The organism is Mesorhizobium sp. AA23, assembly GCF_001672435.1.
Classification (GTDB): domain Bacteria; phylum Pseudomonadota; class Alphaproteobacteria; order Rhizobiales; family Rhizobiaceae; genus Mesorhizobium.
Genome location: NZ_LYTP01000001.1, coordinates 497,778 through 515,232, shown reverse-complemented (window position 1 = coordinate 515,232; position 17,455 = coordinate 497,778). Strand labels below are relative to the sequence as shown.

Here is a 17,455-nt window from a genome sequence, read left to right as displayed (position 1 = left end):
GCGAAGACATGACCAGTGCAAGGCGGCAGCGTGGCTTTTTTGCCCCATGCCGCTGCGTCGAACGAAAAACGCCCGGCCGAAGCCGGGCGTTTCACACGATCAAAAAGGAAGCCTGAGGTCAGGCGATGGTCTTGCCGAAGGCGACAGCCGTGTCGCCCATGCGGTTCGAGAAGCCCCATTCGTTGTCGTACCAGGAGAGTACCGAGACGAAGTTGCCGTCCATGACCTTGGTCTGGTCGAGCGCCGCGATCGAGGAGTGCGGATCGTGGTTGAAATCGATCGAGACGTTCGGGTGATGGGTGACCGAGAGCACGCCCTTCAGCTTGCCCTTGGAGGCGGCGATCAGCGCTTCGTTGATCTCCTGCGCGGTGGTCGAGCGCTTCGCGATGAATTTGAAATCGACGACCGAGACGTTCGGGGTCGGCACGCGGATGGAGATGCCGTCGAGCTTGCCCCTGAGGTCGGGCAGCACCAGACCGATCGCCTTGGCGGCACCGGTCGAGGTCGGGATCTGCGACAGCGCCGCGGCGCGGGCCCGGTAAAGGTCCTTGTGCATGGTGTCCAGCGTCGGCTGGTCGCCGGTGTAGGAATGGATCGTCGTCATCATGCCCTTCTCGATGCCGACGGTCTCGTGCAGCACGGCGGCAAGCGGGGCCAGGCAGTTGGTGGTGCAGGACGCGTTGGAGATGACGACGTGGTCCTTGGTCAGCTTGTCGTGGTTGATGCCGTAGACGACCGTGAGATCGGCGCCTTCGGCCGGGGCCGAGACGATGACGCGCTTGGCGCCGGCGGTCAGATGCGCGGCAGCCTTGTCGCGCGCAGTGAAGATACCGGTGCATTCGAGCGCGATGTCGATGCCGAGATCTTTCCAGGGCAGCTGGGTCGGATCCTTGATGGCGGTGACCTTGAACTTCTCCTTGCCGACGGAGATCTGGTCGCCGTCGACCGTCACTTCATGCGGGAAGCGGCCATGCACGCTGTCGTAGCGGAGCAGATGCGCGTTGGTCTCTACCGGCCCGAGGTCGTTGACGGCGACGACGTCGATGTCCTTGCGGCCGGATTCATGAATGGCGCGCAGGATGTTGCGGCCGATGCGGCCAAATCCGTTGATGGCAACTCTGACGGTCATGTTTCTCTCCCTGGGGACTGGAAAGTGGATGGGTCCGCTGCTTCATAGCGGCGGGCGTGCAAAGAATCCAGCCGCAGAAGCCGGAATTTAAATCGATTAGGTTGGTCAAGTCCGCGACATCCTTTGAATGGGCTTCGCCGGACGGGGCGTTGCTTTTTATGCATGCCGCTCGAGATCGCTGCGCGCTTTTGAGCGACATGCGATGGCTCACTTGCCGTGCAGGCGCGCTTCCACGGCCTTCGCCGCGGCCTCGGCGGTGATGCCGAAATGCGGATAGAGCTGCTCGATCGAGCCGGAGGCGCCGAAGCCGGTCATGCCGACGAAGATGCCGTCGATACCGATCAGGTGGTCCCAGCCCTGGCGGATGCCGGCCTCGATAGCGACCTTCACCTTGGCGTTGCCGATGGTCTTCCTGCGATAGTTCTCGTCCTGCTGGTCGAACAGCTCGAAGCAGGGCACCGATACGACGCGGGTCGGATGGCCGTGTTTTTCGAGCAACTCGCGGGCGCCGAGGGCGACCTCGACCTCCGAGCCCGTGGCGAAGATCGTCACGGCCGCCTCGCCGTTTGCCGCGGCAAGCTCATAAGCGCCCGAGGCGCTGAGGTTCTTCTCGCTGTGTTCGCTGCGCACGGTCGGCAGGTTCTGGCGGGTCAGCGCGAGCGTCGAAGGCGTCTTTTCGGACTCCAACGCCAGCTGCCAACATTCCGCCGTCTCGACCGCGTCGGCCGGGCGGAAGACGTTGTGGTTCGGAATGGCGCGCAGTGCCGCCAGATGCTCGACCGGCTGGTGGGTCGGGCCGTCCTCGCCGAGGCCGATCGAGTCATGGGTCATGACGAAGATCGAGCGGATGCCCATCAGCGAGGCAAGGCGCATCGAGGGCCGGGCATAGTCGGAGAAACACAAGAAGGTGCCGCCATAGGCGATCAGGCCGCCATGCAGCGTCAACCCGTTGATGGCCGCCGCCATGCCGTGCTCGCGGATGCCGTAATGAACATAGCGCTGGCCGTAGTCGTCCGGAGTGATGTTCTTGGTCTGGCTGGTCTTGGTGTTGTTGGAGCCGGTGAGGTCGGCCGAGCCGCCGATGGTTTCGGGAACAGCGCCGTTGATCACTTCCAGCGCCATTTCCGAGGACTTACGGGTGGCCACCTTCGGCTTGTCGGCCGAGAGCTTCTTCTTGTACTCGGCGATGACGGCGTCGAAATTGTCCGGCAGCTTGCCGGCGAGGCGGCGCTCGAATTCGCCCTTCAGCTTGGCGTCGGCCTTGGCAAGGCGGCCTTCCCAATCGGCGCGCGCCTTGGCGCCGGCGGTGCCGACGCCGCGCCAGGCGTCGAGGATGTCGGCAGGAATCTCGAAGGACGGCGATTCCCAGTTGAAGAATTTGCGGGCGCCGGCGATTTCGTCGGCGCCGAGCGGCGAGCCATGCGCCTTGTTGGTGCCGGCCTTGGTCGGGGCGCCGAAGCCGATGGTCGTCTTGCAGGCGATCATCGTCGGCTTGTCGGAATGGCGGGCGGCTTCGATGGCATAGGCGATGGCTTCCGGATCGGTGCCGTCGATGTGGCTGGCGTTCCAGCCGCTGGCCTGGAAGCGGGCGACCTGGTCGGTGTTGTCGGCGAGCGAGACCGGGCCGTCGATCGAGATGTTGTTGTTGTCCCAGAAGACGATCAGCTTGTTGAGCTTGAGATGGCCGGCGAGCGCGATGGCTTCCTGGGAGACGCCTTCCATCAAGCAGCCGTCACCGGCCAGCACATAGGTGTAGTGGTCGACAAGGTCGTTGCCGAAGGCGGCATTCATGATGCGCTCGCCAAGCGCGAAGCCGACCGAGTTGGCGAGGCCCTGGCCGAGCGGACCGGTGGTGGTCTCGATGCCGGCGGCATGGCCGTATTCGGGATGGCCGGCGGTCCTAGATCCGAGTTGGCGGAAATTCTTAATCTGGTCGATCGTCATGTCCTCGTAGCCGGTGAGGTACAGGAGCGAATAGAGCAGCATCGAGCCGTGGCCGGCCGACAGGATGAAACGGTCGCGGTCTGCCCAGTGCGGGACCTTGGCGTCGAATTTCAGGAAGCGGGTGAACAGCACCGTAGCGATGTCGGCGCAGCCCATGGGCAGGCCGGGGTGGCCGGAATTGGCCTTCTCGACGGCGTCCATGGAAAGAAAACGGATCGCATTGGCCATCCGATCATGTTGTTCACGCGAGGTCATGCTTCCTCCGGAATAGGGGTTGGAGCTTTGGGAGAGCCCGTGGAAAGGGTGCGCGACACATAGCAGGCGCGGCCTTTGAGTCAACAAATCGGTGCTTTTTTGCCGGCCTTGTGAAGGCGCCGGCGACGCTACATTAGCGTTAGCGGGGGACAGTCGCGAGAGCTTTATTGACGCGCGCTTCACCCGGCGCCTAATCTTTCCGAGATAACGCGTTCTGAACGCGAGCGATTCGGTGACGGGCAGGGCATAGGACGAAGGCCATGACCGGGGAAACGACCCTCAAGGAAGTCATCGCCAGGCTCGGCAAAGCCATGGAGGGACTGGAAAACGCCGTGGCGGCGCGGCTCGAGCATGAGCGCGACTATTCCGAGGCCGAGGCCGAGGTGCAGCGCATGAACGCCGACCGCTCGCGGCTGGCGCAGGAGCTCGACAATTCCGAGGCCCGCGCCGAACGGCTGGAAGATGCCAACAAGGAAGTGTCGCGCCGGCTGGTGACCGCCATGGAAACCATTCGCGCGGTACTGGACAGGTAAGCCAATGGCACAGGTCACCGTTTCTATCGACGGCAAGCAGTACCGGATGGCTTGCGACGAGGGCCAAGAAGAGCATCTGATCGACCTCGCCGAGCGCTTCGACCGGTATGTCATGCATTTGAAGGATTCGTTCGGCGAGATCGGCGACCAGCGGCTGACCGTCATGGCCGGCATCATGGTGATGGATGAGCTTTCGGAGCTCAACAAGCGGGTCAAGGGCATGGAGAGCGAGGTGCTGACGCTGCGCAAGACGCGCGACGAGGCGCTGACCAAGGCCGACAAGAGCGACAGCGTGCTGACGACCGCGCTCGCGGCACTTGCGCAGCGCATGGAAGACCTTGCGACGACGCTGGCGGTGAAGAAGGCTTAAGCCGCCAATCCCCTGCGTCCGCTATGGAAATTCTGCTGTCTTTTCCAGGAAAAGCAGAAATTTTTCCATCGTTCCGATCACGCTTGCAGACACAAGCCTTTTGAACCGTTCCTTCCGGCGGTATAGAAGCTGACACGCGCCGATGGGGTTAGCCCCAGGCCGGCGCCATGTCACAGGGTAGGGAGCACGCGATGAGCCTTCGTATCAACGATATCGCGCCGGATTTCACGGCCGAGACTACGCAAGGGACGATCAATTTCCATCAATGGATCGGTGACGGCTGGGCAGTGCTCTTCAGCCATCCGAAGAACTTCACGCCGGTTTGCACGACCGAGCTCGGCACGATGGCCGGGCTCGAGGGCGAATTCAAAAAGCGAAACGTCAAGATCATCGGCATTTCCGTCGATCCGGTGTCGAGCCACGACAAATGGCAGGCCGACATCAAGACAGCTACCGGCCAGACGGTGAACTATCCGCTGATCGGCGACAAGGATCTCGCCGTCGCCAAGCTTTACGAGATGCTGCCGGCGGGCGCCGGCGAGAGCTCTGAAGGGCGCACGCCGGCCGACAACGCCACGGTGCGCTCGGTCTACGTCATCGGCCCGGACAAGAAGATCAAGCTGGTGCTGACCTATCCGATGACCACCGGCCGCAACTTCGATGAGATCCTGCGCGTCATCGATTCCATCCAGCTGACGGCCAAGCACCAGGTGGCGACGCCGGCAAACTGGAAGCAGGGCGAGGACGTGATCATCACCGCCGCCGTCTCCAACGAGGACGCGATCAAGCGCTTCGGCGCCTACGAGACGGTGTTGCCGTATCTGCGCAAGACCAAGCAGCCTTCAGCGTGAGCTTTCCTTCTCCCCGTGCTGCGGAGAAGGTGCCCGAAAGGCGGATGAGGGGCGGCGCGGCGTTCGATAGATGAGCGCCAAGCTGCTCGGAGATTTTTGCTGAGCAATCAACCTTGCAGCGTCGGCGCTGCCCCTCATTGTCCTGCCGGACATTTCTCCCCGTATCGTGACGGGGAGAAAGGGCTTGTTTCGCCGCCTTCGCCAATCGCAGGCGTTGGAACGTATTGTCGGACCGCAAAAGTGCGAAGCCGGAGGTCGACGAGTTAATATACCAATTCTGACTGCTCGCGTACGATCAACGCGTCGATGAAGGGTCGTCTGAAAACTTTTTGTTTGGGTAATAGCGCTTCTTCTGCCGTTTTAGCTGATAGAACAGTGTTCCGTGTATACCATTAACTTCGGTTTTTCTTTGTAAACCTCTACTTAAACTTTCTTGAACCTGCTTCGCCCTTTTGCTCCCAACGCGCTTAAAGAAATCCTCAATGAACTCGATATCCTGACCATTCGGAAAAATTAACTCAAAATCTTCATCTGAAACTGCATAGATATTGTACGCGGTGTTGTCGGCGCCATCGATTAACTGAACATTTTTCATTGACGCATCGCTCTGCACATGTGTCTGCTCGTTCAGAGCGCTAAATTTCCTACGCCGATACCTGTCGTAATACGGATAGCAACATTTGCCAAGGCTTTGGCGGTGCAACTCGCAAACGTGCCAAATTCTCTTCTTGTCTTGGCGGGAAGACATTTGCATCTGCCTTTGCGAAGCTTGCCAAATCGCAGGTGTTGCAACGTTAAAAAACGGCGGCGCCAGACGCTGGCGCCGCCGTTTTGTCTTTGCGTAATGCCTCGAGCTTTTACGCCGCCGGCTGCGCTTCGATGGTGCGCAGCGCCTGGTTTTGACGCTTGGCCGCGGCCTTGACCGCGTCCTGCACCTTCTCGAAGGCGCGCACCTCGATCTGGCGCACGCGCTCGCGGCTGATGTCGAACTCGGCCGACAGCTCTTCCAGCGTCAGCGGCTCTTCGGCCAGACGACGCGCCTCGAAGATGCGCCGCTCGCGGTCGTTGAGCACCGACAGCGCGCCCGACAGCATCGAGCGCCGGTTTTCCAGCTCGTCCTGCTCGATCAGCATCTCTTCCTGGCTTTCGTGATCGTCGACCAGCCAGTCCTGCCATTCACCGGACTCACCTTCGCTCGCCCTGATCGGGGCGTTGAGCGAAGCGTCGCCCGACAGGCGACGGTTCATCGACACCACTTCGGCCTCGGAAACGTTGAGACGCGTGGCGATCTCGGCAATCTGGTCGGGCTTGAGGTCGCCGTCGTCGAGCGCCTGGATCCGGCCCTTCACCTTGCGCAGGTTGAAGAACAGGCGCTTCTGGTTGGCGGTGGTGCCCATCTTGACCAGGCTCCACGAGCGCAGGATGTATTCCTGGATCGAGGCCTTGATCCACCACATAGCGTAGGTGGCGAGCCGGAAGCCGCGCTCCGGTTCGAATTTCTTGACAGCCTGCATGAGGCCGACATTGCCTTCCGAGATCACCTCGCCGATCGGCAGGCCGTAGCCGCGATAGCCCATGGCGATCTTGGCGACGAGCCGCAAATGGCTGGTGACGAGCTTGTGCGCGGCGGAAGTGTCCTGATGCTCGGCATAACGCTTGGCGAGCATGTACTCTTCCTGGGGCTGAAGCATCGGAAAGCGACGGATTTCTTCCAGGTAGCGGGCGAGACCGCCTTCACCGGAAACGATACTGGGTAGTGACTGGGCCATGATAGCGCCCCCTCTCTATTGGAGTGATGCCCCCGTAACGCGGCGGGCATGTGACGCGAATGCCAATCGGCTCACTCGCGGCAACTGCTGTATATAGGAACAAAACCAGAAAGGACAGGCATTTGTTCAACACGAAACAGTGTGTCACGCTGAAGTGAACAACGCCAGTCAGGTTTTTTGATGGCTGTTTGAAGCGTCTTGATGGCAGTTCAGAGCATTCGAAAGCCGCCGACAAGTTCCTCCATGTCCCTCGGCATCGGCGCCTCGAACCGCATCGGTAGATGGGAAGTCGGGTGTCGGAATTCAAGGAGCCAGGCATGGAGCGCCTGTCTGGAAAATGCCTTGACCTCGCCTTTCAGCGGTTCCGGCAGCCGGTTGGCCTTCGTGCGGAAGGCCTGGCCGTACTCCGGATCGCCGACCACGGGATGACCGATATGCGCCATATGCACCCTGATCTGGTGCGTCCGGCCGGTCTCGAGGCGGCATTCGATCAGACTTGCGGTGGTGAATTCCTTCTGCCGCCCGCCGAAACGCTCGACGACGGTGAAATGGGTAACGGCATGCCGGGCGTCGTCCCGGTCTTCGGGAACCACCGCGCGCCGTACCCGATCGGCGGCGCGGCCGAGCGCGGCCTCGACGGTGCCGGTCGGCCGCTGCGGAATGCCCCAGACCAGCGCCAGATAGGCGCGTTCGAGGTCGCCCGTCCGGCCATGATCGGCGAAGGCCTCAGACAGTGCCTTGTGGGCGCGGTCGGTCTTGGCCACCACCATGACGCCGCTGGTTTCCTTGTCCAGCCGGTGGACGATGCCCGGTCGCCTGACGCCGCCGATGCCGGAAAGACTGTCGCCGCAATGATGGATCAGCGCGTTGACCAGTGTGCCGGTCCAGTTGCCGGCGCCGGGATGCACAACCAGCCCCGCCGGCTTGTTGACGACGATCAGCTCGTCGTCCTCGTAAAGGATGTCGAGAGGAATGGCCTCGCCTTGCGGCTCGGCAGGCTCCGGCTCCGGCATGATGACCGCGACACGCTCGCCCGGCGCCATCTTGCGCTTTGCCTCCTCGACCGGCTTGCCGGCGATCGTAACCGCACCCTGCTTGATGAGGGCCTGCACGCGGCTGCGTGAGATCTCCGGGCCGAGCTGGGCGGTGAGCCACTGGTCGAGGCGCTTGCCTGCGGCATCGGCGCCGGCTTCCAGCTCCACCTTTCCATCCAACTCATCGCCCGGCAATTCATCCTGTCTCAAAATCGGGGCCCTATCAAAATCGAGGTCTCTTCGCTATGAGCGCTCATCGAAACCGTTGCGGATTGTTTAGTCATGGCCCGGCCGATCGCCGAAGAAGATGAGGAGAAGCCGCTCGACCCTGCGGCCGAAAAAGTGCGCCGGAAGCTCATCCGCTTCATGATCGTCAATCTCGGTCTTCTGTTCCTCGCCCTTATGGTGGTGATCGGAGCCCTTGTCTACAAAGCCCGCAATGCGCCCGGCGCCGGATCGGTGCATGCCGGCGATGTCCAGGCTCCGGCCGGCGCGCCCCTCTCCGGCGATATCGTGCTGCCGGTCGGCGCCAAGGTCGTCAGCCAGGCACTGTCCGGCAACCGCCTGTCGATCGATGCCGAGCTCGCCGACGGCAGCCGTTCCATCTTTCTCTACGACATTGCCGAGCGCCGCGTGATCGGCCAGTTCGCGATTCGCAACAAATGAGCGGCTTTGCCGATAACCGCAGCATTGCGACCGTGGCGCTCGTCGTCGAAAACTATGACGAGGCGATAGCCTGGTATGTCGAGCGGCTTGGCTTTGTGTTGAGCGAGGACGTCGACCTCGGCGGCGGCAAGCGCTGGGTGACGGTCACGCCGGCAAACAGGCAGGGCGCGCGGCTGCTCTTGGCGGCAGCCTCCGGCGAGAGGCAGGCAAGCCGCATCGGTGACCAGACCGGCGGCCGGGTGTTTCTTTTTCTCGAAACGGACGACTTCGCCCGCGACCATCAGGCGATGCTTGGCAGGGGCGTCGAATTCCGCGAGGCGCCGCGCTTCGAGCCCTATGGCACGGTGGCGGTGTTTGCCGATCTCTACGGCAATCTCTGGGATCTGATCGAGCCGAAACGGCAGGGTTGACGAGGGCAGTCCGCAAAGTCCGCGAACAGTCCGAAACCCCAGTTGCTTTTTTCCGGCCTTCATCCTATGTAGCCGGTTCTTGAGCGCGCCCATCGTCTAGCGGTCAGGACACCGCCCTCTCACGGCGGGAACAGGGGTTCGATTCCCCTTGGGCGTACCATTGATTCCAATAATTTAGCTGCCGCGTCGAATAGCGATCGAGAAGCCTTAGCCAGGCAATGCGCGAAGGAACACACAGCACCGTCGGCCGTTTGCCTTTCTTTCAGTGAAAGGATGAGACATGCCGACACCCGCTGAGCTCGAAGCGAAATTCTGGAAAGCACTGAAATCGGACATGACGATGATGATCGGCCTCGACGGCTCCAACATCATCCCTCGGCCCATGACGGCACAACTGGAGAAGGACGATACCGGTCCGATCTGGTTTTTCACGGCGAAAGACACGGAGCTTCCGATGGGCCTTTCCGGCGGCGACCAGGCAACGGCCACGTTCGTCTCCAAGGGACATGACCTCTTCGCAACGGTGCAGGGCAAGCTTCGCGTCGACAATGATCGGGCTGTGATCGATCGGCTCTGGAACCCCTATGTCGAAGCATGGTTCGAGGGCGGCAAAGACGATCCGAAACTCACGCTGTTGCGCTTCGATCCGGACCGAGCCGAAATCTGGCTCGATGCGTCGAGCGTGGTTTCGGGCATCAAGATGCTGCTCGGATATGACCCGAAGCAGGAATACAAGCATAATGTCGCCAAGGTCGACCTTTAGGGGCCGGTCGCGACAGGCTGTCGGCCGCGTAATTTCTGCTTCTCGGTTGATGCGGCAAAGGCCTCCAGCCTGGAATGCAACCACGCATCCACTCTATGGGCTCGCGACCAGAATGAACCGCGCCAGTTTGCGGCGGCAATGCGTTACGCGCCGGGATGGAAGATAGGCGCACGAATCCGCCACTGGCGCGCGCCTGGCGTTATACTCGACGTTATCGGAGCGCCGCTTTTTGCCCCTGGGCTTTGAAGCCCCTGTTTCCCCGCTGTCCCATGAGAGGAAGGCGCTGCGCTATTTCCCGGTAAGAAACGGCGTGGCTCAGTCATGCGATAGCGTCTAGCCACCGATTCGGCCTTGGCTACCATCCCAATTGGATTATCTGGGAAAGATCGGCGATGTCGCCATAGATCATCGAGCCTTTGACGAGAAAACACTTGCCATGCAAGACCTCGGACAGTGAGCTCGACGCGGTGCAAACCGGCAAAACTTTATGGCCATTGGCTTCGGTCGGGCCGATGCTGATGACGAGGAAAGCAATCGCAACGAGAGTCGTTCTGCTCATATCCAACCCCTCAAGCCTACTAGCTGCCAGGGCTGCAAAACCGGTTGCCTCCTCAAAGTAGCATCGGGCAATGATGGGATTCATCGTATCGATTGGAGAAGCGGCTCATCTATCTGCCGTAGGCGCAAAGACGGATTAGCCCCCGCCTGTTCAGTGGCCTCCACCTTGCAGGCTAACGCTTCTTTGTTTCCCAGCCGAACTACAACGCCTCGAATTGCCCACCACCAAGGCGCTTGAATTCCGAACTTCTTCAAAGCGTTCAGGAGCTTCACGACGTGCATCTATCGCGCTTGCTGAAAAAGGCGGCGCGGAACAGTGCAGCCTAAAGATGGGGGCGCCCGGCCTGTGGCATATCGGGGGACCTAGGGCAGACAGGCCGGGCCTTTTACCCCATGTGGGCAAGGGGCAAGTCTGTACTATGCGCCACCTTTCGACGGCTGACATCAGAACTTTAGGCGTAGCTAATAAACGCCGTCGCGATTAATGAGCGCAAGCGAGGGACCTTTGGTTGGCTCTGCGGCTACACCCCTGATGGGATTGACCGCTCATAGTCAGCACGCTCCCAAACGGAAGCGGCAAACCGCTCACCTGCGAAAGCGGGATGAGTTGCGCCATGACCGTTGCAAGTCCTCGCGCTTCTCAAGACAGGCTTTTCGCAAACGCTGACGGACTTGGAGTGTGACCTTGCGGCGCCATCAACGCTGTGGTGGCACCGGATCGAGCAGGGTGACATCGTCGGGCCCCGCGGGTGGCAGTTCGCCATTGGGCGTCAGCTTGTTGACCGCCTCGGGCAAGTCCCTGGTTATCCTGGCTATCAGCTCATCGCGGGACAAGCCGGTCTGCATTGAAAGAGAAGCGAGCGTTTCGTCGTCTATTGCCGCCTCGACCTCTTTCGGCTCGATCGGCTGGTTGGGTCCGCTACTAACCCAAGAATCCACCTTGGAACCGGCTCCCGCATTTCTGAAGCGGTCGACAATATCCCCAAGCGCCGTCCCCGATACGCCTTTGGACAGCTGATCCAAGATCCCTCCCTGCAGACTGTTTGGATCGCGATTTCCCGCGCCACGGAGCAGCTCTCCGATCTTGTCGCGATTTTGGTAGGCGAGAATGCCCAATATGGCGACAGCCAGTCTTCCCAGGTTTGCCATTGATTGCCTCCCAGCAATTACAAGGGAAGAGCCGGTGATCACAAAGGTTCCGTCTAACGTGAAAAGTTTGCCGAGAGGCCAGCAAGCGAGGTCATCTTGCAATCAACAGTCTGGATCACGAGCCGCTTGATTTAGACGCATAAAGTCCTGGACGAAGGCCGCTCGGAAAGCCGCAAAAATCTCCGGTGGCACCCCCTTCAACCTGCTTGCCACTGGCGACAAGCCATACTGAAGGAATCCTGCTGGCCGCGATCCTATTGGCTTTTGTTCAGGAGCGTGGCGGGACCGAAAACCCGGCAGCCGGGTCCTAGGGAAAAGAATGCCGGTACTCCTCGGCTAAATCAAACCGCGCTCGGAACAAAGATGTCGGACGCTTGTTGGGTTTGCAGCACGATCTGTGCCCAACCAGGAACCTCTCCATGAAAAATCGCCATCTATTGGTTGCGCTGACCACAGCCGCCGCCATCACATTTGCAGTGCCTGTCCTTGCCGCCGACGATGCCCAGGGGTTCGTCGACAAGGCTGCCAATGGGGGCATGTTCGCGGTCGAGTCGAGTAAGATCGCCCAAGCCAAAGCCCAGGATCAGGCGGTCAAAGACTTCGCCCAAAAGATGATCGACGATCATGGGGCGGCCAATGCAAAACTCGAAACGATTGCCGGCGAGCAGAAGCTCAAAGTGCCCGCCGAGACGGATGCCAAGCACAAGAGCGATCTCGACGCCCTTCAGAACGGCAAGGATCAGGTCGAAAAGACCTATGTGCAGATGCAGCGTGATGCGCACGCGGATGCCGTGGAGCTGTTCGAGAACTACGCCAAGGATGGCGACAATCCCCAGCTCAAGGCGTTCGCTTCGGAGACCTTGCCCACACTCAAAATGCATAAGGAAATGATCGAGAAGATCGCTTCCACCATGGACGATGAGACCGGCACGACGACGAGTTCGACAACTCCCGCCGTCACCACGACCGACACAAAAAATCCGGCTGCTCCGGTGCCAGGCGCCAATAGCTTCACCGAAGACCAGGCCAAGAGCCGGATCCAGGATGCCGGCTTCTCGGATGTCTCAGCGCTGACCAAGGACGATCAAGGCATCTGGCGCGGTCAGGCCACCAAGGACGGAAAGAAGACAACCGTGGCGCTCGATTATCAAGGCAACGTCGTTGCCGGCAGCAACTGAGAACGGATTGGAGTTCAACCATGAGAACTGTGACCGGACTATTTGACAATTATGACGACGCTTCCGATGCCGTCGGTGAACTCGAAGCAATCGGCGTTCCGCATTCCGACATCAGCATCGTCGCCAATAATTCGACCGGCTGGTACCAAGATGATCGCTCGAATGCCGCCGAAGATGCGGCTGGCGGTGCCGGTGTGGGTGCCCTCATTGGCGGCGCCGGCGGGTTGCTGACGGGGCTAGGGATCATGGCTATCCCAGGCGTGGGCCCTGTTGTCGCCGCAGGGTGGCTCGCCGCTACCGCTGCAGGCGCATTGGGAGGCGCAGTTGTCGGCGGGGCTGCCGGTGGCATCGTCGGAGCCCTTACCGACTCCGGGGTCCCGGAAAGGGATGCTCATGTCTACGCCGAAGGTGTGCGCCGCGGCGGGACGTTGGTCACGGCCAAGGTTAGCGACGCGTTGGCCGGCGAAGCCGAGAGCATCCTCGGTCAATCAAGATCGGTGAACTTGGAAGATCGCCGCAGTGCCTACGAAGCGGACGGTTGGACGAGTTTTGACGCTGGCGCCGAAAACTACACCGCCGACGAGATCGAACGCGATCGGGCGCGCTACGCAAATCGCGTTTGACCATATCGCCCCCAGGCGAAGGGCTTGGGGGCTTCACGCTCTGGCGCGTAGACAGCGCCTCCATGCCCGGAGCAACGCAGCTCGGTCCATCCGCTCAATAAAGTTCTCTGCGGCCTCGACGCGCGAGCCAGCTGTGATGCGGGGAGTGAAAAGTGATTTTGCGGCGCGCAACGCGCGGGTTACGCTATGTCACTTGCCAAAAGGAGGATGATGATGAAAGCCTTCCTCGGAACGATCTTAGCGCTGGGCCTGTCCGTCTCTGCAGCATCAGCCAATTGCCCGGCACACGCGAAGGATCAAGCCTCAGTCGACGCGCAGCAGACGGCGAGTGTTGACAAGTCCGACACGTCAACATCGACGGAAATCAAGAAAGAAACCCCGGCGAAGTCGGAGTAGTGCTTCTTCTTCGAAGGTAGATTGAGAGAGTGTCCGCGCTGCGGGTAGTAACACCCGAGAGCGGGCTACCATGAGGAGCCATGCGGCGCGAGGACGGCGTGAGTGTCGCCGCTATCGCTGAGAAGCTTCGCTGATCGGCGACGTGAAAGCGTAGCGGTGGCGCCATTTCGGGCGCCCTCAAGGACGGTCTACAAATAAGGCTTCCGCAGGCTGCCGACACTGAACCAAGCGGCCAAGTCTAAAATGCCGGCTCGGGTCCGTTCGCGAGACGCTCTCTCCAACAACAGCGACAGATGATGCAGGTGCATCAATTGGGCGTCTTCAAGCAACTGCAAAAAGCTGGACGCCTTGCATCGCGGCAACCGGCGGCGCTTTAGCGCAGCGATGCGCGCGCGCTGGCGCTTGATGTGCTGCTCGGCCTACAGAATATGGCGTTCCGCCATTTGGATGTCGTCAGCCAATGCCATCGTTGCAAACGGCGGTGTCGGGCAGGCGGTTCCGCTGGCCCGGCCGGCCCTCGAGCATGACGCAGCAGAGCCTTGCGCATCCTCCTTGCGGCCGGCGATGACCTGCTGGTGCGATGCCGTGTCGCCGCTTCTGGCGCAACGCGTCGGATTGAATTAGCATCCGATCAAAGTTTCGGCCGCGATCCAGCAGGATGCGGATTGCGGAACCAAGGGGGAAGCCGTGCGGCGGTCGCCTGCCGGGCGCCGATTTAAAGGCTGCCTGACCACATCGTCCGGCGGCAGGCGCGGCGGCGCCGGGAGGAGCCAATGCAAAAACTGCAGTCGCAAGGCGTCCATCACATCACGCTGGTCGGCGCCGATCGCCAGACCTCCATCGATTTCTGGGAAGGCGTGCTCGGCATGCCATTCATCTTCGAGCAGCCCAATCTCGACAAAGCGAGCGAAAGCCACCTCTATTTCGACCCGGGCGATGGCCGGCTGATCACGGTCTTCACCGACGAGAGCCGCAGCCCGGTCAAGCGGCGCACGCCGACCGATACCGGCTGTGTCCACCACATCGCGTTCTCGGTGTCGCGCGTGACGTTCCTGCAGGCAGTCGGCCGGCTCGACGAGCGCGCCATCAAGCACAGCGGCGTCAAGGATCGCGGCTTCATGGATTCGATCTATTTCGAGGATCCGCTTGGGCTGCTGATCGAGCTTGCCTCCTACCGGTTCGAGCCGCCCGCGGGCTTCAGCCATGCCGACGTGCTGATGGCGGCGCACAAGATCCGCGTTGCGCGCGGCGACTACAATATCGCCGAGGCGCACCTTGCCGACGCCATCCAGGCGCTGGTCGAGCGATCGCGCGAAACATTGTCCGAGAACCGGGCGGCGAAAAATCCATACTGAACAGGTCAGAGGGAGGACCAGATGGCAAAGGCTGCAACGAAGGGAACGAAGAAGGCCGCCGCCAAGCCGGCAGCGAAGATGGCAAAGCCGGCGGCAAAGGTGACTGCCGCCAAGATGTCGGCCAACGCAGTCAAGCCGGGCGCAAAAGCCGCGCCTAAAGCGACGGCAAAAGCCGCGTCTAAAGCAACGGCAAAGGCAGCGTTTAAAGCCAAGGCGAAGCCGGCGAAGAAGCCCGCGGTCAAGCTCAGCATGCTAAGACCCAGCGTCAACAACATGACGGTCCGGGTGTTCACGCGAGCGGCCGGGCTCGACCATGCCGAGACCGACGCCTGGGGCCTGACGCGCACGCCGGAATTCCTGGCGCGGAACCCGGCGCATCTGACTCCGATGATCGAGGACAAAGGACTTCCCAGAGGCGTGCTTTGGGAAAGCTGCGCAATCATGCAGTACCTCGCCAACAAGCACGGGCTGGACAAGTTCTATCCGAAGGCGCCGGCCAAGCGGGCGATGGTCGACAGCGCCATGTTCTACCTGGTCGGAACGCTCTATCCCTATGTGGCCAGGGCCACTTATCCGGCACTTGGCTTTCCGCAATATGCCGGCGAGGTCGGCCACAGCGATGCCCATCCCGACAAGAAATCGGAGGCGCAAAAGGCTGCCATCGCCGCAATCGCCGAGCCGCTGGAGGTCTTTCATAGCTTCTTCAGGGACGGCAAGCCTTTCATCGGCGGCAACAACCCCTCGATCGCCGACATCCGTCTGGCGGCGACACTGGAGTTTCTGGCGGTCATCGACTATGCGCTGCCCAGCTGGGCGAAGGACTATATGGCTGCGATCGAGAAGAAGCTCGGCAAGGCCTATGCTGAGCCGGCCGGCGACGTGCGCGGCTACATCGCCCATGTGAAGGCCCAGGCCACGGCTTAAGAAATGCGCGAGGTTTAGGGTTTCGTTAACCAAACCCTTGTCTAGTGTCTCGGTCCTCGCTGCGACCACGGATGTACTGGCGCGATTGCCGAGGAGAAGGAAAGGTCGGCTCAGCGCCGGCCTTTTTGCTTTTCCGCCGGCGCGCCAGCGTCACGGCAGCATGATTTTATCGGGTGCCGGCGCGGTTGAAATTCTATTGTCATCCGCGTCGTTGATCGTACCATGCGAACGGGCGAAAGCGGCGAGGACAAAGCCATGAGAAGCACGGCTAGACTTTCAGCGATCGCAGGCGCGCTGCTGGCGATGCCTTTTCCGGCAGATGCCGCATCGCTCAACACGATGAACGAGGTCGGCGCGGCGCTGCAGGCGTGCTGGACGCCGCCGGCCGAAGCCGGAACTGCCTCGGTCACCTTGAGCTTCAGCTTCAAGCGCGACGGCACGCTGATCGGCCCGCCGAAGCCAACGGCCATCAAGGTCAACGGCGATGACAAGGCGCGTCAGGCCTATGTCGACGCGGCGACCGCCGCCCTGCGAAATTGCCTGCCGCTCAGCTTTTCGCCGGACCTCGCAAAAGGAATTCCCGGGAAGATCTTTACGCTTCAATTCAATTCGCCGAAGGACAACGCCAAAGCAATTCAGCAGTAGAACTGCCAAGTTGCTCAGTTTCGCCTTCGCCGATTTCCAACAGAAAACGGCTATGCTTTCTAGGTGGCGCTTTGTTGCTGGACAGCGCTACGCCGGATTGCGCCTGCGGCGGGCATTGGCGTGTTTTTCCAGTTGCGGCATTTCGAAGACGTAGTCGCTCCAGGCCGATTCCGGAATTTGGCCGGCCAGATAGCATTCCAACAATAGATTTTGCTCGGGTGTCAGACGCCTCGGGGCCCGCTCGTGATCCAGTCCAAGCGAATGGATCAGGTTTCTGGTCAGGCCTGAGACGGTGAAATGAACAGACATCTTCGCTCCCCTTCGTGCTGCGCCGATAACGCCAGACGCCACACAAAGGTTTCACGCGCAGTGAGGAAACACGCGATCTTATCGTAGCTGCTACGCTACTCGCAGACGACGCGATAGCGCTTGCCGGGTTCGCTGACATTCCGGCAGGCGAGCGCCTTCTGTGGCTGGGAGGACGCATCAGCCAAATCCGGCTGAAAGGAAGGGGCCGTCGAAACACGTCTTCGACTGGGGGAACTCACCGGGGCGATCGGCGGCTGAGGAAACACGTCCGTCGCGATCTGCCTCGAGGCTGTTGTTCCTGGCGGGGCCTTGTCCCAAATGCGCCTGACGTCCATCCGGCTTGGAATGATGACGGTTCCGTCGTCGCTGCGCGTGCAGCCGCTTGCCGCGAGCAGCGCCGGACAGAGAACAAAAGTCAGCATTCGACCAAGCATCAGCTATACCCCCACCGATTTTATAGCCCGGCAGCGGTGGGTTCGCCAACGGACGGATTACCGCAGCGAGGTCGGACCGGCGTCCGCCTAAAACCCGTTAACGGCATCGGGCGTGTTCGGTTGCGAATCGTTAAGGTTAGCCGATCGTTAATGCTTGTCG

Annotated in this window: 20 protein-coding genes and 1 tRNA gene; 13 read left to right on the top strand and 8 right to left on the bottom strand. The window is 61.0% G+C overall.

The window, feature by feature from the left end:
* Positions 1-118 precede the first annotated feature (118 nt).
* Together gap and tkt are read right to left on the bottom strand one after the other, a co-directional pair.
* Positions 119-1,129, bottom strand: coding sequence for a type I glyceraldehyde-3-phosphate dehydrogenase (gene gap, locus A9K66_RS02455; protein WP_067319315.1), 1,011 nt, complete (start codon positions 1,127-1,129; stop codon positions 119-121).
* 207 nt (positions 1,130-1,336) lie between these two features.
* Entirely contained in the window at positions 1,337-3,328 is a 1,992-nt protein-coding gene (tkt, locus tag A9K66_RS02450) for a transketolase (RefSeq protein WP_067319313.1), read from the bottom strand.
* Positions 3,329-3,588: 260 nt separating this feature from the next.
* Here tkt and A9K66_RS02445 point away from each other — a divergent pair, with 260 nt between their 5' ends.
* The 3 genes from A9K66_RS02445 (at position 3,589) to A9K66_RS02435 (ending at position 5,082) form a co-directional block, all read left to right on the top strand.
* Positions 3,589-3,861 (top strand): DUF4164 domain-containing protein, encoded by a 273-nt coding sequence (locus tag A9K66_RS02445; RefSeq protein WP_040973690.1) that lies wholly within the window; start codon positions 3,589-3,591, stop codon positions 3,859-3,861.
* A gap of 4 nt (positions 3,862-3,865) precedes the next feature.
* The gene (locus tag A9K66_RS02440; protein ID WP_067002048.1) at positions 3,866-4,231 is read left to right on the top strand and encodes a cell division protein ZapA; all 366 of its coding nucleotides are present in this window, start codon (positions 3,866-3,868) and stop codon (positions 4,229-4,231) included.
* Between the two features lie 191 nt (positions 4,232-4,422).
* On the top strand, positions 4,423-5,082 hold the full coding sequence (locus A9K66_RS02435; RefSeq protein WP_067319311.1) for a peroxiredoxin: 660 nt from the start codon (positions 4,423-4,425) through the stop codon (positions 5,080-5,082).
* Positions 5,083-5,377: 295 nt separating this feature from the next.
* Here A9K66_RS02435 and A9K66_RS02430 read toward each other — a convergent pair whose 3' ends face one another.
* From A9K66_RS02430 to A9K66_RS02420, 3 genes are all read right to left on the bottom strand, one after another.
* Positions 5,378-5,830, bottom strand: coding sequence for a hypothetical protein (locus A9K66_RS02430; RefSeq protein WP_197507431.1), 453 nt, complete (start codon positions 5,828-5,830; stop codon positions 5,378-5,380).
* Between the two features lie 109 nt (positions 5,831-5,939).
* Positions 5,940-6,851: an RNA polymerase sigma factor RpoH gene (rpoH, locus tag A9K66_RS02425; RefSeq protein ID WP_067002056.1), complete on the bottom strand. Its 912-nt coding sequence runs from the start codon at positions 6,849-6,851 to the stop codon at positions 5,940-5,942.
* A gap of 209 nt (positions 6,852-7,060) precedes the next feature.
* Positions 7,061-8,053, bottom strand: coding sequence for an RluA family pseudouridine synthase (locus tag A9K66_RS02420; protein WP_245307358.1), 993 nt, complete (start codon positions 8,051-8,053; stop codon positions 7,061-7,063).
* A gap of 114 nt (positions 8,054-8,167) precedes the next feature.
* On the opposite strand from A9K66_RS02420, the gene A9K66_RS02415 reads away from it, so the two are divergent.
* The 4 genes from A9K66_RS02415 to A9K66_RS02400 all read left to right on the top strand — a co-directional run bounded on the left by A9K66_RS02415 (position 8,168) and on the right by A9K66_RS02400 (position 9,724).
* Complete coding sequence (locus A9K66_RS02415; protein ID WP_067002059.1) at positions 8,168-8,551, top strand: fimbrial protein; 384 nt, start codon at positions 8,168-8,170, stop codon at positions 8,549-8,551.
* Entirely contained in the window at positions 8,548-8,961 is a 414-nt protein-coding gene (locus tag A9K66_RS02410; protein WP_067002062.1) for a VOC family protein, read from the top strand. Before A9K66_RS02415 ends, A9K66_RS02410 begins: the two co-directional genes overlap by 4 nt.
* An 85-nt stretch (positions 8,962-9,046) precedes the next feature.
* Positions 9,047-9,121, top strand: a tRNA-Glu gene (locus A9K66_RS02405).
* 120 nt (positions 9,122-9,241) lie between these two features.
* On the top strand, positions 9,242-9,724 hold the full coding sequence (locus A9K66_RS02400; RefSeq protein ID WP_067319308.1) for a pyridoxamine 5'-phosphate oxidase family protein: 483 nt from the start codon (positions 9,242-9,244) through the stop codon (positions 9,722-9,724).
* A gap of 355 nt (positions 9,725-10,079) precedes the next feature.
* Here A9K66_RS02400 and A9K66_RS02395 read toward each other — a convergent pair whose 3' ends face one another.
* Together A9K66_RS02395 and A9K66_RS02390 are read right to left on the bottom strand one after the other, a co-directional pair.
* Complete coding sequence (locus A9K66_RS02395; protein WP_245307357.1) at positions 10,080-10,367, bottom strand: hypothetical protein; 288 nt, start codon at positions 10,365-10,367, stop codon at positions 10,080-10,082.
* Positions 10,368-10,978: 611 nt separating this feature from the next.
* Complete coding sequence (locus A9K66_RS02390) at positions 10,979-11,431, bottom strand: YidB family protein (protein ID WP_067319306.1); 453 nt, start codon at positions 11,429-11,431, stop codon at positions 10,979-10,981.
* Positions 11,432-11,850: 419 nt separating this feature from the next.
* Here A9K66_RS02390 and A9K66_RS02385 point away from each other — a divergent pair, with 419 nt between their 5' ends.
* From A9K66_RS02385 to A9K66_RS02360, 6 genes are all read left to right on the top strand, one after another.
* On the top strand, positions 11,851-12,609 hold the full coding sequence (locus A9K66_RS02385) for a DUF4142 domain-containing protein (protein WP_067319304.1): 759 nt from the start codon (positions 11,851-11,853) through the stop codon (positions 12,607-12,609).
* A gap of 20 nt (positions 12,610-12,629) precedes the next feature.
* The gene (locus A9K66_RS02380; protein ID WP_067002074.1) at positions 12,630-13,232 is read left to right on the top strand and encodes a hypothetical protein; all 603 of its coding nucleotides are present in this window, start codon (positions 12,630-12,632) and stop codon (positions 13,230-13,232) included.
* A 213-nt stretch (positions 13,233-13,445) separates the two neighbouring features.
* A complete protein-coding gene (locus A9K66_RS02375; RefSeq protein WP_067002221.1) occupies positions 13,446-13,628 on the top strand; it encodes a hypothetical protein in 183 nt (60 codons plus the stop codon).
* 773 nt (positions 13,629-14,401) lie between these two features.
* Positions 14,402-14,983 carry a VOC family protein gene (locus A9K66_RS02370; protein WP_067319302.1) on the top strand — a complete coding sequence of 194 codons (582 nt, stop codon included), beginning with the start codon at positions 14,402-14,404 and terminating at the stop codon, positions 14,981-14,983.
* Positions 14,984-15,004: 21 nt separating this feature from the next.
* Positions 15,005-15,907: a glutathione S-transferase family protein gene (locus A9K66_RS02365; protein ID WP_067319300.1), complete on the top strand. Its 903-nt coding sequence runs from the start codon at positions 15,005-15,007 to the stop codon at positions 15,905-15,907.
* Positions 15,908-16,162: 255 nt separating this feature from the next.
* Positions 16,163-16,552, top strand: a complete 390-nt coding sequence (locus A9K66_RS02360) for a hypothetical protein (protein ID WP_067002225.1) — start codon at positions 16,163-16,165, stop codon at positions 16,550-16,552.
* Between the two features lie 87 nt (positions 16,553-16,639).
* On the opposite strand, the gene A9K66_RS02355 is transcribed toward A9K66_RS02360, so the two are convergent.
* Positions 16,640-16,861 (bottom strand): hypothetical protein, encoded by a 222-nt coding sequence (locus A9K66_RS02355; RefSeq protein WP_067319298.1) that lies wholly within the window; start codon positions 16,859-16,861, stop codon positions 16,640-16,642.
* Positions 16,862-17,455 lie beyond the last annotated feature (594 nt).